The organism is Frankia torreyi, assembly GCF_000948395.1.
GTDB lineage: Bacteria > Actinomycetota > Actinomycetes > Frankiales > Frankiaceae > Frankia > Frankia torreyi.
Genome location: NZ_JYFN01000014.1, coordinates 26,429 through 41,344, shown reverse-complemented (window position 1 = coordinate 41,344; position 14,916 = coordinate 26,429). Strand labels below are relative to the sequence as shown.

11 protein-coding genes are annotated in these 14,916 nt (G+C 73.8%); 2 read left to right on the top strand and 9 right to left on the bottom strand.

The features are described 5' to 3' along the window. Positions 1-288 precede the first annotated feature (288 nt). The 7 genes from FF36_RS11080 to FF36_RS11045 form a co-directional block, all read right to left on the bottom strand. Complete coding sequence (locus tag FF36_RS11080; protein WP_044884948.1) at positions 289-1,140, bottom strand: alpha/beta fold hydrolase; 852 nt, start codon at positions 1,138-1,140, stop codon at positions 289-291. 66 nt (positions 1,141-1,206) lie between these two features. Beyond that, positions 1,207-2,541 (bottom strand): L-2-hydroxyglutarate oxidase, encoded by a 1,335-nt coding sequence (gene lhgO / locus FF36_RS11075; RefSeq protein WP_082121827.1) that lies wholly within the window; start codon positions 2,539-2,541, stop codon positions 1,207-1,209. Continuing rightward, the gene (locus FF36_RS11065) at positions 2,538-3,455 is read right to left on the bottom strand and encodes an SDR family NAD(P)-dependent oxidoreductase (protein ID WP_242422431.1); all 918 of its coding nucleotides are present in this window, start codon (positions 3,453-3,455) and stop codon (positions 2,538-2,540) included. Before FF36_RS11065 ends, lhgO begins: the two co-directional genes overlap by 4 nt. Further along, on the bottom strand, positions 3,452-4,915 hold the full coding sequence (locus FF36_RS11060; protein ID WP_044884945.1) for an aldehyde dehydrogenase family protein: 1,464 nt from the start codon (positions 4,913-4,915) through the stop codon (positions 3,452-3,454). Before FF36_RS11060 ends, FF36_RS11065 begins: the two co-directional genes overlap by 4 nt. Beyond that, complete coding sequence (locus FF36_RS11055; protein WP_044884944.1) at positions 4,912-6,144, bottom strand: iron-containing alcohol dehydrogenase; 1,233 nt, start codon at positions 6,142-6,144, stop codon at positions 4,912-4,914. The genes FF36_RS11060 and FF36_RS11055 overlap by 4 nt, the downstream gene beginning before the upstream one ends. Positions 6,145-6,172: 28 nt before the next feature. Continuing rightward, the gene (locus tag FF36_RS11050) at positions 6,173-7,075 is read right to left on the bottom strand and encodes an LLM class F420-dependent oxidoreductase (RefSeq protein ID WP_242418678.1); all 903 of its coding nucleotides are present in this window, start codon (positions 7,073-7,075) and stop codon (positions 6,173-6,175) included. 8 nt (positions 7,076-7,083) lie between these two features. Continuing rightward, a complete protein-coding gene (locus FF36_RS11045) occupies positions 7,084-7,923 on the bottom strand; it encodes a hypothetical protein (RefSeq protein ID WP_242422430.1) in 840 nt (279 codons plus the stop codon). Positions 7,924-8,728: 805 nt separating this feature from the next. Between FF36_RS11045 and FF36_RS11040 the strand changes: the two genes are divergently transcribed. Then, the gene (locus FF36_RS11040) at positions 8,729-9,433 is read left to right on the top strand and encodes a FadR/GntR family transcriptional regulator (protein ID WP_236706212.1); all 705 of its coding nucleotides are present in this window, start codon (positions 8,729-8,731) and stop codon (positions 9,431-9,433) included. Positions 9,434-9,493: 60 nt separating this feature from the next. Here the strand turns inward: FF36_RS11040 and FF36_RS11035 are convergent, their stop codons facing one another. Further along, positions 9,494-10,297, bottom strand: a complete 804-nt coding sequence (locus FF36_RS11035; RefSeq protein WP_044884940.1) for an ABC transporter ATP-binding protein — start codon at positions 10,295-10,297, stop codon at positions 9,494-9,496. Continuing rightward, on the bottom strand, positions 10,294-13,041 hold the full coding sequence (locus FF36_RS11030; protein WP_044884939.1) for a branched-chain amino acid ABC transporter permease/ATP-binding protein: 2,748 nt from the start codon (positions 13,039-13,041) through the stop codon (positions 10,294-10,296). The genes FF36_RS11035 and FF36_RS11030 overlap by 4 nt, the downstream gene beginning before the upstream one ends. Before the next feature lie 654 nt (positions 13,042-13,695). Here FF36_RS11030 and FF36_RS11025 point away from each other — a divergent pair. Further along, positions 13,696-14,907 carry a CaiB/BaiF CoA transferase family protein gene (locus tag FF36_RS11025; RefSeq protein WP_044884938.1) on the top strand — a complete coding sequence of 404 codons (1,212 nt, stop codon included), beginning with the start codon at positions 13,696-13,698 and terminating at the stop codon, positions 14,905-14,907. Positions 14,908-14,916 lie beyond the last annotated feature (9 nt).

Sequence of the window (14,916 nt, the reverse complement as noted above, 5' to 3'; positions counted from 1 at the left end):
CTGCCGCCGTCGAAAGCCGTTCACTTTTCGTCGTCCTCTGACTACAGAATCGTGCCGAGGGCTGTGCACGGTTTTCGGGCGAAAAACCGTACCGAAACCTCGGCACGATCTGGCCGCCATCTGGCCGGGAATCGGGAATCGGGAATCGGGATGCGGACGTCGGACTGGTGGGCGGGACGACAGGCGGCGGTGACGACAAGGGGTGTGCGCGGCCCGGTGGCCATCAACCTCCAGCAACTCCGCGGCCGGCAGCAGGATCTGGCTGCTGGAGAGGGACTGGGGCGATGATCAGGCGCCGCCCGCGCCTCCGCCCGGGCCGAGGAAGTCCGCGGCCAGGGCGCCCCAGCTCGCGAGCTGCGCGCCGGTCTCGGCGACCTGGAGCTGGGCTCCGTCGATGAGGGCGGCGAGCCGCTCGGCGGTGGAGACGGGATGCCCCGGGTCGCCGGCCCAGGGCAGGATCAGGACGGGAATGTCGATGGTGGCCAGGGCCTGCTCGGAGGGAAGGTCGGAGTCGGCGGCGCCGCGCAGAACCGACGGGAAGAGCTTCTCGCTGACGTCGGGTGCCGGTGGGTAGTTGGGCAGGTCGGCGAAGACCGGCGGTACGGGCGCGCTGGCGGCGAGCTCGGCGAACAGTGCCGGGCCGCGCGTCTCCACGAGGTCGGCGCCCCGCCGGTAGAGGTCGGCCTGGGCCGCCCGTGTCGCCCATGCGGTCGGCGGTGCGGTCAGCACGAGCCGGTCGAAGCGGCCCGGCGCGGCCACGGCGGCGTGCAGCAGCGTGCCGGTGCCCATCGACGAACCGATCCCGGCCACCGGCGACGGCCCGGCAAGCTGGTCGAGCAGCGCGAGCAGGTCCTCGGCGAGCTGCGGCCAGGTGTACTGCGCCGGAACCGGGTCGCCGGTGGACTGCCCGTGGCCCCGGGCGTCGTAGCGCACCAGGCGCCGGCCCGCGGCGACGACGGGTGACCAGTCGAACAGGCCCGACGCCGCCTCCGACGCGCGGCTCTGGGTGACGCCGTGGGCGTAGACGGCGAGGGGACCCGTGCCGGCGTCGGTGTAGGCGAGCTCGGCGCCCCGGACGTGCGCGCGGCTCTCCGTCGGGTCGGAGGGGGCGCTCGGCCCCGCGGTGCTGGTTCCGCTCATGTCACCATCCTGCCGCGCGTCGGGGCGAGACGCGCGTCCGGGCGGCAGCGGACCGTCACCGGCAGGTCAGGGGCGGGCGCCTCCGATGACGGCGAGCTGGCCGACGATGTGCTCGGCGATCGCCAGCGACGACGTGGCGGCCGGGGACGGGGCGTTGCGCACCACGGTGACCCGCCCGCTGGTGCGGATCACGAAGTCGTCGACGAGCTCGCCCGTGCGGCGCACGGCCTGCGCCCGCACTCCGGCCGGCGCCCGGGTGAGGTCGCCGGCCCGCACCTCCGGAAGGTAGCGGCGCACCGCGGCGGCGAAGCGGCGCCGGGACAGCGAGCCGACCATCTCCGCCAGGCCGTTGCGCCAGTGCTCGTGGGCCAGCCGGCGCATCCCCGGCCAGGTCAGCACCTGGGCGAGGTCGCGCGGGTTGACGTCGCGCCAGCGGTAACCCTCCAGGGCGAGGGCGAGGACGGCGTTCGGGCCGACGTGGACGCCGCCGGTCAGGTCGCGGGTCAGGTGCACCCCGAGGAACGGGTAACGCGGGTCCGGCACCGGGTAGACCAGGCCGCGCACCCGGTCGCGCAGCCCCGCCCGCAGGTGGTAGTACTCGCCGCGGAACGGGATGATCCGCACGTCGCCGGGGTCGTCGACCATCGCCGCCAGCGCATCGCTGGACAGCCCGCCGCAGGCGACGAGCCGGTCGACGCGCAGGGTCTGCCCGCCGGCGGTGACGGCGACCCGGTCGCCTTCGTCGCGGATGGCGGTGACCGGGCTGGACAACAGCACCCGGCCGCCCCGCGCGGCGAGGTCCGCCGCCAGTGCCTCGCACACCGCCCGGTAGTCGATGACCGCGGTGTGCGGGGAGTGCAGCGCGGCGATCCCGCTGATGTGCGGCTCGATCTCGGCCATCCCGGCGCGGTCGAGCCGCACCAGGTCGGGTACCCGGTTGCGCCGGGCGCGGTCCTCGATGACCGCGAGCTGTTCGAGCTCGGCGTCGTTCGTGGCGACGACGAGCTTGCCGAGCTCCTGGAAGTCGATGCCGTGCTGCTGGCTGAACTCCCGCAGCAGGGCGCCGCCGCGGGTGCACAGCGTCGCCTTGAGGGAGCCGGGCTGGTAGTACAGCCCGGCGTGGATGACGCCGCTGTTGTGCCCGGTCTGGTGGGCCGCGAGCCGCGGTTCCTTCTCGACGACGACGACCTCGGCGCCGGGGTGGCGCAGCGCGAGCTCGCGGGCCACGGCCAGCCCGATGATGCCGCCCCCCACGACCCCGAACGTCGTCCGCCTGACCGTCCCCGGCCCGCCCGACGCCGTGACGCCTGCCGCCGTGACGCCCGACGCCGGCCTGCCCGACGCCGGCCTGCCCGCGGCCGTGCTCGGCGCCGTGGCGCCGCGATCCTCCGACACGCTCATCCGGCGAGCCACCCTCCATCGACGTTGATCAGTTGCCCGGTGATGTACGCCGATGCCTCGGCGAGCAGGAACACGACGGCGCCGGCGAGGTCCGCGGGCTCACCGAGGCGGCCCATGGGGATGCGTCCGGCGACCCAGGCGGCGCGCTCGGCGTCGGCGAACAGGTCCTCGGTCAGCGCGGTGCGGATGTAGCCGGGGGCGACGCAGTTGACCCGGGCGCCGCTCGCCGCCCACTCCACCGCGAGCGCGCGCACGACGCCGAGGACGCCGGCCTTGCTGGCGGCGTAGGCGGCGACGTCGCGCAGCCCGATCGAGCTCGCCAACGACCCGATGAACACATGACTGCCGGACTCGCCCCGGGCCGCCTGCGCCCGGTGCACCGCGGTGCTCAGGAAGAACGGCGCGCTCAGGTTGACCGTCAGGATGCGCTGCCAGGCGTCGGCGGGAAAGTCCGCCGCCGGCGCCCGGTGCTGGATCCCGGCGGCGTGCACGACGCCGTGCAGCGGCCCGGCCAGCCGTTGCGCGCCGGCGACGAGGTCGTCGGCGGTGTCGGGCGCGGCGAGGTCCCAGGGCAGCACGTGGACGCGGCCCGGGTCGGCCAGCGCCGCCGTCTCGGCGAGCTCGCCCGCCGTGCGGGCCACCGCGACGACCGTGGCACCGGCCCCCGCCACGCCCAGCGCCATGGCCCGCCCCAGGCCCCGTCCGGCGCCGGTGACCAGCACCGTTCGCCCCGCCAGCGCCCCCGTCACCGGGGCGGGCGTCACCGGCGACGGCGTCACCGGCGACGGCGTCACCGGCGACGGCGATGCCGGCGACGGCGATGCCGGCGATGCCGGCGCGCCGGCCATCGCCGCGGGGACGGCCGGAGTACCGCGACCGCCCTGCGGACCGGGATCGTGGGGGACGGCGGTCATCCGCGGAACCGGATGGCGGTGGTCTTGGCCCGGCGGTAGAAGTGCAGCGCCTCGAGGCCCTGCTCCTTGAACGGCGAGCCGGACTCGCGGAAGCCGCCGAAGGGATGGTGCACGTCCCAGCCGGAGGTGGGCAGGTTCACCGCGACCTGGCCGGCGTCGGCCCGGTCGAGGAACAGGTGGGCGGCGCTCAGGTCCCGGGTGAACAGCGCCGCCGACAGCCCGTAGACCGAGTCGTTGACGGCGTCGACCGCCTCGTCGAAGCCGTCGACGGTGCGCACCGCGAGGACGGGGCCGAAGACCTCGTCGCGCCAGATCGACATCGCCGGGGTCACGTCGCCGAGGATCGTGGGTTCGACGAAGCAGCCGTGGCTCAGCCCGGTGTCCGCCGGGGTGCCGCCGCCGGCGAGCAGCGTCGCGCCCTCGGCGCGGGCCTGGCGGACGTGGTCGAGCACCGAGTCGCGCTGCGCGGTGTTCACCACCGGGCCCATGGTGGTGTCCGCCTCGAGGCCTGGTCCCAGCCGCAGCGCGGCGACGCGGCGGCCCAGCGCGGCGAGCAGATCGTCGCGGACCGCGCCGTCGACGACGAGCCGGCTCGTCGCGGTGCAGCGCTGCCCGGCCTGGGCGAAGGCGGCGGCGGCGATCGTGTCGGCGGCGAGGTCGAGGTCGGCGTCGGCCAGCACCGCGGTGGCGTTCTTCCCGCCCATCTCGGTCTGGACCCGCAGGTTGCGCCCGGCGACGGTGCGCATGATGGCCAGCCCGACCTCGTTGCTGCCGGTGAAGGTGACGGCGGCGAGGCGGCGGTCGGCGAGCAGCGGCCCGGAGATGTCGCGGCCGCGGCCGGTCACCACGGACAGCGCGTTCGCGGGCAGGCCCGCGTCGAGCAGCGCGTGGGCGAGGTGCAGGCTCACCAGCGGGGTGTCGGTGGCGGGCTTGAGTACCACCGCGTTGCCGGCGCTGAGCGCCGGGGCCAGCTTGCGGGCCGGGGTCAGCAGCGGGTCGTTCCACGGGGTGATGGCCAGCACGATCCCGACGGGTTCATACCGCACGGCGGTGCTGGTGTCCGGCCGGCCGTCGGGCAGCTCGTAGCCGTGGGGCGCACGGGCCAGGCTGCCGTAGTACTCGAAGAAGTCGGCGGCCTTGGCGACCTCGCCGGTGGCCTCGGCGAGGGTCTTGCCCATCTCCAGGACGAGGTCGTGGGCGATGTCGGCGGCCCGGTCGCGCAGCAGCCCGGCGGCGCGCAGCAGCACCGTGCCGCGCTCGAGGGCCCCGGCGGCGCGCCAGGCGCGGGCGCCGGCCTCGGCCGCGTCGTACGTCCGCGCGATGTCGGCGCCATCCAGGGCGGGCACCCGGGCGACGATGTGGCGCAGGTCCGCGGGGTCGAGCACGGGGATCCAGGCGCCGTGCGCGCCAGCGTCCCAGGCGCCGGCGACGAGGACGGGACGATCGTTGGTCGTGGTCACGCGGCCACTCCATCCGAGGTGGGGTTCGGGTCGGGGTCCGGGGTGAGGTCGAGCTCCCATGCGTCGGCGACGCTGCCGCGGTGCATCGTGGTGAGCAGGCGGTGCACCGGCGCCGTCGCCATCGGGACCGGGTTCGTGGGGCGTGGGAAGTCGCGGACGGTCTCCGCGGCCATCTGCGCCAGCAGGTCGGCCCGGATGCCGACGGCGTCGAGCGAGCGGGGTAGGCCGAGTCGCTGCGCGAGGGCGTCGACCCGTTCCGCCGCCGCCCGCAGCCGCGTGCTCCCGCCGGCGGTGACGGTCCGCGCGATGTGCGCGGCGAGGGCCTCGGGCACATCGCGGTCGTAGGCCAGGCAGTAGGGCAGGGCCAGCGCGCAGCTCGTCCCGTGCGGCATCGGGGCGTGCCGGGCGATGACGTAGGCCAGGCTGTGCCCGAGCACGACGCCCGCGTTGAGCGCCAGCCCGGCCAGGTGCGAGGCGTAGAGCACGCGACCCCGGGCGGCCCGGTCGCCGTCGAGCGCGGCGGACTCGAGGCTGGCGGTGAGGATCCGCACCGCCTCGGTGGCCACCGCCAGGGTCAGCGCGGTGCGGGTGGTCGACAGCATCGACTCCACGCCGTGGGCGATCGCGTCCATGCCGGTGGAGGCGACCACCGCCGCGGGGAGGTCGGCCACCAGGTCGGCGTCGAGAACGGCGACGAGCGGGACGAACTGGGCGCAGCTCACGATCCGTTTCGCACCGTCGATCGTGATCATCGAGATGCGGGTCGCCTCCGAGCCGGTGCCGGTGGTCGTCGGCACGAGCAGCAGCGGCGCGACCGGCACCGGCGGCTCGACGACGCCGACCCAGTCGGCGATCCCGCCCGTGTTCGTCGCGAGCAGGGCGACGGACTTGGCGAGGTCGAGCGCGCTGCCGCCGCCGACGCCGACGACGGCCGTGACCGCCTGGGCGCGGGCGATGTCGGCGGCGCGGGCGACGACGGTGTCGGTGGGCTCGCCGGCGACGTCGTCGAACACCGTCACCCCGAAGCCGGCGTCCGCCAGGCCGCCGACCACGGTGCCGAGCAGCCCTGCCTCGGACACGACCCGGTCGGCGACGACGAGCACCCGCCCCGGGGCCACCCCCCAGGAGCGCAGGGCCGCCCCCGCCGTGGCGGCGGACCCCGCCCCGGTCAGCACCTGCCGGGGGGCGAGGAAGGCCGGTGCGCCGGTGCCGGCGAGATCTAGCAGCACGTTGTCCTCCGATGATCGTCAGGTGGCGTCACAGGGCGGCCACGACCTCGGCGCCGAAGCGCCGGACGCTGTCCATGGCCGCGGCGAACCCGCCGCCGGGCAGCACGACGCCGGCCCAGGTCACCCCGACGTCGCGCAGGCGGGCCAGCTCGTCGAGGCGTTGCGCCGGCGACCACCCGTTTGCGAGCACGCCGGCCGGCGTGGGGGCGAGGATGTCGATCTCGGCCAGCGTGCGTCCGTGGGTGTGCAGGCGGCGTTCGAGCTCGCGGATGCGGGCGGCGAGTTCCGCGGTGGAGGTGATCGACGCCGTGCGCGCGCTGCGGGCGAGCTGCGGGGAGCCGACGAGCGCGGCCCAGCCCTGGCCGAACCGGGCCACCCGGTCGAGCGCGAGCCCGCTGTTGCCGCCGAGCCACAGCGGGGGGTGCGGACGCTGCACCGGCCGGGGCAGCATGGCCTGCCCGGTGGCGTGGAAGTGCCGGCCGGCGTGCTCGACGACGTCCTGCGTCCACGCCTTGCGCATGACCTCCACCGCCTCGTCGAACAGCTCGTTGCGCTCGTCGGCGTCCACGCCGAGGGCGGCGAACTCGGAGCGCAGGTAGCCGGTGCCCAGTGCGAAGATCGCCCGCCCGCCGGAGAGCACGTCGACGGTGGTCATCGACCGGGCCTGCAGCAGGGGATTGCGGTACGGGACGACCGTCAGGTGCGTCATCAGCCGGATCCGTCGGGTGACGGCCGCGCAGAAGGTGAGCGCCGCGAACGGGTCGAACGTCTCGTGCCCGCCCGCCGCCAGCCACTTCGCGCTGGGCGCCGGGTGGTCGGTGAACGCCAGCGCGCCGAAGCCGACCTCCTCCAGCGTCCGCGCGAACGTCGCCACGTTGTCCGGGTCCAGCCACCCGGCGTCCGGGTCGCTGCGGACGTTGTACTCGGCCATGAAGCGCATCAGGGCCGGCCCGCGGGCGTGGTCTCTGTGGTCTCGGTGGGCTCGCTGGTCTCGGTGGGCTCGGTGGGCTCGCCCATGTCGAAGTCGTACTGGAGTGGGATGATCCGCTCGTAGGGCAGCAGCGCGAGCGTCTCGTGGGCGCCACCGTGGGCGGGGAAGCGGCCGGTGAGGCGCTGGCGGTCGCGGACCGCGGTGAGCCCGGCGAGGACCTCGGCCGCGGGCTGCGCGCACAGCAGGACGTGCAGCACCAGGTCCTGCTCGCCGGTCTCCACCGGTTCGAGCTGCAGGGTTCCCAGCAGGCCGGGCAGCTCATACAGGTCGTCGCGCTGGGTGCGCTCCCACCAGTCCAGTGCCGCCGGGCGGCCGCCAGGGCCGGCCCGGCCGATGCTGACGACGACGCCCTGGTGGGCCAGGTGCGGGACCGCGTCGGCCGCGACGTCGATCGACGGGCGGGTGTGCGCCGCGGTCAGCCGCCACCAGCTCGTGAAGACCGGGCGGCCGTGCCTCCAGAAGCGCCCCGCCCGGGTGATCGCGCGGTCGGTGTCGCGCCAGCCGGCGAACGCCTGCTCGGACATGAAGTCGAGCGGGCCGCCGAACAGGTACATGGTCGCGTAGGGCGGGTGGCCGTGGGTGAGCTCGCCCGCCAGCGCCCCGGGCGTGGCCCGGGTGGCGGGGGTCGCCACGTAACGCCGGCCGGCGACGACGTCGGCCTTGGCCACGTGCTCGGGCAGGTGATCCAGGTCGTACCAGCGGTTGTACTCCTGGGTGTACCGCGCCGGGATGTCCAGCAGCGCGAGTGCGAGACCCGTGATCTTCACATCGTCCCTCTGACCCGGCATCCGCCGGCTCGCTCAATATCCCTACATCAGCTTACGGAGCTCATTCATCTAACTTTATTGCTGGGATGCTGTCCACCGATGCCGCGGCGGGGACGCCGTAGGGGGAGGGATGCCCGGGCGCGGACCGGCGCCTCGCCGTGTGGCCCGCTGGTCCCGGCGCCGCCCGGTCTGGCTCGGTGCGGCCTGGCTTGGCCTGTCCCGGCACGGGAGGCCTGCGGGCCGGGGGACTTGGCGGGTCGGGCGCGGCTCCCGGCCGGGCCGGGTGGGACCCGGTGCCTGGGTGGGACCCGGTGCCTGGGTGGGACCCGGTGTCTGGTGGGACCTGATGTCTGGTGGGACCTGGTGTCTGGCGTGGCCAGACTCGGGCATCGATGACGGAGAGTCGGCTCGAGCGTGTAATTCTGTGATTCTTCTAACCGTTTGATCGCGCCGACCTTCCGGGGTGGCGCGGCCGCAGGCCCTAGAATGAGCCGGGGGGAATCGCGCGTCGACCGGCGCGGCTCGGGCGGGCGGCGCGGGAGTGTCGCGAGCCGCTCGGGTCCCCGGACCGGCCCCGGGGTGGCCGGCCCCCCGGGGCCGGGAGCCGGAGGGCGGCGACGCGGGCCGGTGCGGATGGGTTCCGCTGCGGTTGGTGCTGACGTTAAAGATGTAGAATCCACAATTCCGCTAGACGATTTTGGCCCAGGTCGGCTCCCGGACGCCGCGGCTGCGCCCCGCTCGTGGGCAGGCGCCGGGGGAGCCGCAGAGACGAGGGATGACGGCTGTGACGACCGCCGGTATACGCGTACCCAAGGCGGCTGAGCTCGTGGCTGCGACGATTCGCCGCCAGATCATCACCGGCGAGCTCCTCGAGGACCACCTCCTGCCCTCGGAGTCGGCCCTCATGGAACAGTTCCACGTCAGCCGTCCGACGCTGCGCGAGGCGTTTCGCATCCTGGAGTCGGAATCGCTGATCACCGTGCGGCGCGGCGTGCACGGCGGGGCCCGGGTGCAGATCCCCAACGGCGACGTCGCCGCCCGCTACGTCGGCTACGTGCTGGAGTACCGCGGGACCACGATGGCGGACGTCTACCGGGCCCGGGCGGAGGTGGAGGCCCCGCTGGCGCGGCTGGTCGCGGCCTCGGCGACGCCGGAGAACATCGCCCGGCTCGAGGAGTGCCTCGCCAGGGCCGAGGCGCACCTGGACGAGCCGTCGGCGTTCATCGTGCACGACGAGGAGTTCCACCGGCTGATGGCGGAGCTCGCCGACAACCAGACCCTCGCCGTGATGCTCGACATGATGTACCACATCGTCGGCACCGCCCGCCGGCGCTACGCGCTGAACGTGGACCAGGGGCAGACCCGCAAGGAGACCGTGGAGGTGCACCGCAGCCACGTGCGCCTGGTCGACCTGATCAAGAGGGGGCGGCCGGACCTCGTCCACCGGCTGTGGCAGCGGCACCTCGACGAGGCCACCCGCCACTACCTGGAAGGCCCGCTGGCCACCACCGTCGTGGAGATGATGAGCTGAGCCGCGCCCCCTCGGCGGTGGGCCCGGTCCGCGGCGGGCGGACCGGGCCGACGCCGAGGGTCAGGCGGTACCCGGGGCCGGGGAGCCGGGGTCGGGTTCCACGGTGCCGAGGTAGGCGGCCTCGAGCTGCTGCGGGTCCCGGGCGAGCGCGGCCGCGTCCCCGCTGAGCGTGACGTCACCGTGGACCAGCACGATCGCCCGGTCGGCGACCTCCAGCGCCAGGTGCACGTGCTGCTCGACGAGCACGACGACGGCGCCGGTGTCGTCGGCGATGCGCCGCACGACCGGCAGCAGCTCCTCGACGATCACCGGGGCCAGGCCCATGCTCATCTCGTCGACGAGCAGGATCCGCGGGTTCTGCACCAGGGCGCGGGCCACGGCGAGCATCTGCTGCTCCCCGCCGGACAGGGCGCCGGCGTTGACCGACAGGCGCCGCTTCAGGGCCGGGAACACCTCCAGCGCCTCGCCGACGGTCGGGCCGCCCCGGCGGCGGGCGATCGTGAGGTTCTCCCGGACCGACAGCCCGGTGAACAGCGCCCGGTCGTCGGAGACCAGCACCATCCCCGCCCGGCTGGTCGCGGCCGGGCGGGCGTTCGGCAGCGGCTGCCCGTCGACGAACACCTCCCCGCCCAGGCGCGGCAGCAGACCGGCGAGGGTCGTCATCAGCGTCGTCTTGCCGGCCCCGTTGGGACCGAGGACGGCGAGCACCGAGCCCCGGTCGAGGTCGAGGTCGAGGCCGCGGACCACCGGCACCCGGCCGTGGCCGCAGACTAGGCCGCGGGTGCGCAGCACCGCGGTTCCGCCGGCCGCGTCCGGGTCGGGCCCGGCCGGGTCGGGGCCGAGGGAATCCAGGGTCGTCGTCATGCCGGCACGTCCTCCGCGTGGGTGCTGCCCAGGTAGGCCGCCGCGACGCGGCGGTCGGAGCGGATCTCGGCAGGTGATCCCGACGCGATGACCGAACCGAAGTTGATCACCTCGATGCGGTCGCACAGGCCGAGGACCAGGCTCATGTCGTGGTCGATGAGCAGGATGGTGACGCCGCTGTCGCGGATGTCGCGCAGCCGTTCGCCGAGCCACTGGCTCTCGGTCGTGTCCAGGCCGCCGGCGGGCTCGTCGAGCAGCAGGACCCGCGGGTTGCCGGCCAGGGCCCGCGCGATGGAGATGAGCTGGCGCTGGCCCTGGGACAGCTCGCCGGCGGGCCGGTCGCGCACTCCCGCGAGCCCCAGCAGCGCCAGGGTGTCCTCGACGTCGCGGTGCGCGCCGCCGCCCCGCCCGCGTAGGGCGGTGGTGCCGACGCTGACGTTCTCCGCGACGGAGAGGTCCTCGTACAGCTCGATGGCCTGGAAGGTGCGCCCGAGGCCGGCGCGGACGCGCTCGTGGGGGGCCAGGCGCTCGACGGGCGTGCCGGCGAGCTCCACCGAGCCGGAGCAGGAGACGAAGCCGCTGATCGCGTCCATCAGTGTGGTCTTGCCGGCGCCGTTCGGGCCGATCAGCCCGACGATCGCCCCCTCGGGCGCGGCGAACGAGACATCGTCGACGGCGACCACGCCGCCGTAACGGACGGTCAGCCCGCGCACGGTCAGCACGTCGGGCCCGAGCACCGGGGCCGGACGCACCGGGGCCGGGCGCGTCTGCGCGGGCACCGGGGCGGCCTGCGCGCCCAGCGCCGGCTCGCCGAGACCGCGCCGCCGGTGGCGGTCGGCGTAGGAGTGCATCGGCCCGACGATGCCCTCCGGATTTCCGACCACGGTGAGGACGACACCGACGCCGCTGAGCACGTCGTACCACAGGCCGGTGGAGAGGATCTTGTCGATGATCAGGTAGGACAGCCCCTCGACGGCGAGGAAGCCCGCCAGCACGCCGCCGGACACCGACGTGATGCCCGCGATGTACACGGTGGTGAACAGGGCCAGCCCGGAGAACGCGCTGACCGGGTCGAAGGTGATGTTGCCCTGCTGGTAGCCCACCAGACAGCCGCCGATGCCCGCGATGAACGAGGCGATCGCGAACGCGACGATCTTGATGCGGGTGACGTTGATGCCGGCCGCGGCCGCCGAGCGCTCGTTGGCCCGCACGGCGAGCATCTGCGAGCCCAGCCGGCTGGTGCGCAGCCGGGCCACGGCGAGCGCGGTCAGCGCGAGCACGACCAGGCACAGCAGGCCGAAGCGCACCCGGGGATACGACGGTCCCGAGCCGATGCCCAGGTCCCAGCCGAACAGCGACGGGCTGGGGACGTCGACGCCGCTGCTGGGCACGATGTCGCTGTTGCGGAACCAGATCGCCTCCAGCGCGTAGGCGAGCGCGAACGTCACCACCGCGACCGTCAGCCCCCGCACCCGCAGCGCCGGCAGGCCGATGACCACGCCGAGCACCATCGCGAACAGGGCCGCGACGAGCGGTGCCACCGGGAACGGCAGGTGCCAGTCGTCGGTCAGCGGGCCGACGAGGAAGCCGGCGGCGCCGGCGAGCGGGAGCTGGGTGAGCGAGACCTGGCCGGCGTAGCCGGTGACCACGACCATCGACAGCGCGATCACCCCGAACACCAGGCTGGTGATGAGCGCGGTCAGCCACTGCCCGGAGAGCACGAACAGCCCGATGACGGCGATGGCACCGAAGACCACCAGGTTCAGGCGGATGTGCGCCGGTCGGGGGGCGCGGCCCAGCGAGCTCAGGATGACCGCTCCGCGTTCCGGCAGCGCGCGGGCGCGGGCGACCAGCACGATCAGGATCAGCACGAGCGGGATCAGCTCGGGTAGCCCGGAGGAGGGCAGCCAGTGATGCAGGCTCTCCAGGTGCTGCGTCTCGGACTGCAGCATGCCGATGGCCAGCCCGCCGACGACCGCCGGGACCAGGTACTGGAACCGGCCGAGGATGGCCGCGGCGAGCGCCGGCACGATGAACAGCGTGTAGGCCACGGGAACCAGTGGCACGATCGGGGCGATGAGGATGCCGGCGAGCCCGGCGACCAGGGCGCCGATGATCCAGTTCAGGGCGGCGATGCGGTCGGGCGAGAGGCCGCTGAGGTAGGCGCCCTTCTCGGTCTCGGCCGCGGCACGTGTCGCCAGGCCGAACCGGGTGAACCGGTACAGCGCGCCCAGCGCCAGCGCCACGGCCAGGATGGTCAGCGCGAAGTAGACGCGGTCGGACGCGACCCGGAAGGAGCCGTGCGTCCAGAGCCTGGACGGGTAGATCGGCTCGACGGACAGCGGGGTCGTGCCGAGCCGGGCGGCGGTGAGACCGGTGAAGACCACCGACACGCCGATCGACGCGACGGCCCGCGCGACCGGTGGGGCGGTCCGCAGCGGCCGGAACACGACCAGGTACAGCAGGAGCCCGAGCACGCCGGTGATCGCCAGGGAGAGGGCCATCGCCGCGGCCAGCCCGAGCTGCGAACCCAGGTCGACGGTCTTCGGCAGCCCGGGGATGAGGATCATGAACTTGCCCTGGCGCAGCAGGGCGTAGGTGTAGGCCGCGTAGAGGGCGAGCCCGCTGGTCGCGAAGTTGACGACCCCCGAGCTGCGGTAGGTCACCACCAGCGCGAGGGCGAGGGCGGCGAACACCGAGCCGTTCCCGATGCCCAGGCACAGGAAGACCAGATGCTGAACCATGTCCGTCCTTTCGACGCGCACCCCGGGTCGGCCGGGGCGCACCGGCTCCGGGCAGCGGGCTGCGGGAGTCGGCGCGGGCAGGCGGGGGCGATCGGGAAACCGCAGGAGCCGGGACTGGTCGACGCCGCCCGCGGATAGCTATGACTGAGTTAGAGGAATTTACCGCATCTTGTGGGATGAGTCACGAAGATCCTTTGCGGGGTCGACCGAGGTTCACGCGCCTGACCAGCGGGTACGCTGACGCGGCCACTCGTCCATCGAAAGAGGAATCAATTCATCTAACTGAAGCGTAGGATCATGTCATCTCATGATCGAGACCCTGGTCGGGATGACGTTCCTGCGGGTGGAGGCGAGCTTGCCCGGGAGTGGCGACTGTCCGTGCTCGCGATGCTCCGGCGGGCAAGGGTCGGTGCGCGGGGTAAGGGTCGGGGTGAGCGCTCGGCCCGCGGGGTCGGGTGGGTGCGCGCTTGTCTTCGGTCGGCGAACTAATTAGGCTAATTATCCAACGGAAATCGGGGCCACCGGGGCTGTAGCGCGGCCGGCGCAGCGGCGCGACCGCCGGCTCCCGTCCCGGCGCGGGCGACGAGCCGCGGCGAAGCGGCCTGGCCACGGCGACGGACGCCGGGGCGCGTCGCGAGCCGGGGAAGAGGAGACATGACAGGCATCATGGAAGGCATCCAGGTCGTCGAGCTGGCGGCGTGGACCTTCGTACCCGCCGCCGGCGCCGTGCTCGCGGACTGGGGTGCCGACGTGATCAAGATCGAGCATCCCGAGACGGGCGACCCGCAGCGCGGCCTGATCGCCTCCGGGATGCTCGCCGGCCTCGACGGGGTCAACCATCTCATCGAGCAGTGCAACCGCGGCAAGCGCAGCATCGGGCTCAACGTCGCGACCCCGGACGGGCTCGACCTGCTCTACAAGCTGGTGGAGGGCGCCGACGTCTTTCTCACCAACCTGCTGCCGGACTCCTGTGAGCGCCTCGGCGTCGGGGTCGAGAAGATCAGGGAGGTCAACCCGGACATCATCTACGCCCGCGGCCACGGGCAGGGCGCGCACGGCCCCGACGCCAACCTGGGCGGCTACGACGTCGCCTCCTACTGGGCCCGCGGCGGGATCGCCTACGCGCTGGCGTCGCCGGACTCCTACCCGCCGTTCATGCGCCCCGCGTTCGGCGACTACACCTCCGGGTTCAACCTGGCCGCCGGGGTGGTCGGCGCGCTGTTCCACCGCGAGCGCACCGGCACCGCCAGCACCGTCGACGTCTCCCTGCTCGCCTCGGCCATGTGGGGCATGTCCCTCGATGTCGTCGGCTCCAAGATCCTGGGCCAGCCGACGATGCAGCGCTTCGACATCTCTGAGATGCCGAACCCGCTGACGAACGTCTACCGGACCGGCGACGACCGCTTCCTGTGGTTCTCCCTGTTGCAGGCCGACCGGCACTGGCCGGAGTTCTGCACGGCGCTCGAGCGCCCGGACCTGCTCGCCGACCCCCGCTACGTCGACGCGAAGTCCCGCTTCGACAACCGCCGGGAGTGCATCGCGACGATCCGGGAGGCGTTCGCGGCCCACCCGCTGGCCCACTGGGAGGAGCGGTTCAGCAAGATCGAGGGCGTCTGGTCGGTGGTGAAGTCCCCGCTGGAGCTGCACGACGACCCGCAGGTACAGGCCAACGGCTACGTCACCGAGGTGACCAACGCCGCCGGGATCAGCTACGCCCTGGCCTCGACCCCGGTGCAGTACGACGACCGGGTGCCGGCGCTGAGCCCCGCGCCAGAACACGGCGAGCACACCGAGGAGATCCTGCTCGAACTCGGCCTCGACTGGGAGCAGATCATCACCCTGAAGGAGAAGTCGGCCATCCTCTGACCGCGGCAG

What these genes read in the sequence shown, in the direction of transcription:
- FF36_RS11025 (WP_044884938.1), top strand. Translation starts at nt 13,696, where the DNA reads ATGACAGGCATCATGGAAGGCATCCAGGTCGTCGAGCTGGCGGCGTGG.
- lhgO (WP_082121827.1), bottom strand. Translation starts at nt 2,541, where the DNA reads ATGAGCGTGTCGGAGGATCGCGGCGCCACGGCGCCGAGCACGGCCGCG.
- FF36_RS11030 (WP_044884939.1), bottom strand. Translation starts at nt 13,041, where the DNA reads ATGGTTCAGCATCTGGTCTTCCTGTGCCTGGGCATCGGGAACGGCTCG.
- FF36_RS11065 (WP_242422431.1), bottom strand. Translation starts at nt 3,455, where the DNA reads ATGACCGCCGTCCCCCACGATCCCGGTCCGCAGGGCGGTCGCGGTACT.
- FF36_RS11045 (WP_242422430.1), bottom strand. Translation starts at nt 7,923, where the DNA reads ATGCCGGGTCAGAGGGACGATGTGAAGATCACGGGTCTCGCACTCGCG.
- FF36_RS11050 (WP_242418678.1), bottom strand. Translation starts at nt 7,075, where the DNA reads ATGGCCGAGTACAACGTCCGCAGCGACCCGGACGCCGGGTGGCTGGAC.
- FF36_RS11035 (WP_044884940.1), bottom strand. Translation starts at nt 10,297, where the DNA reads ATGACGACGACCCTGGATTCCCTCGGCCCCGACCCGGCCGGGCCCGAC.
- FF36_RS11080 (WP_044884948.1), bottom strand. Translation starts at nt 1,140, where the DNA reads ATGAGCGGAACCAGCACCGCGGGGCCGAGCGCCCCCTCCGACCCGACG.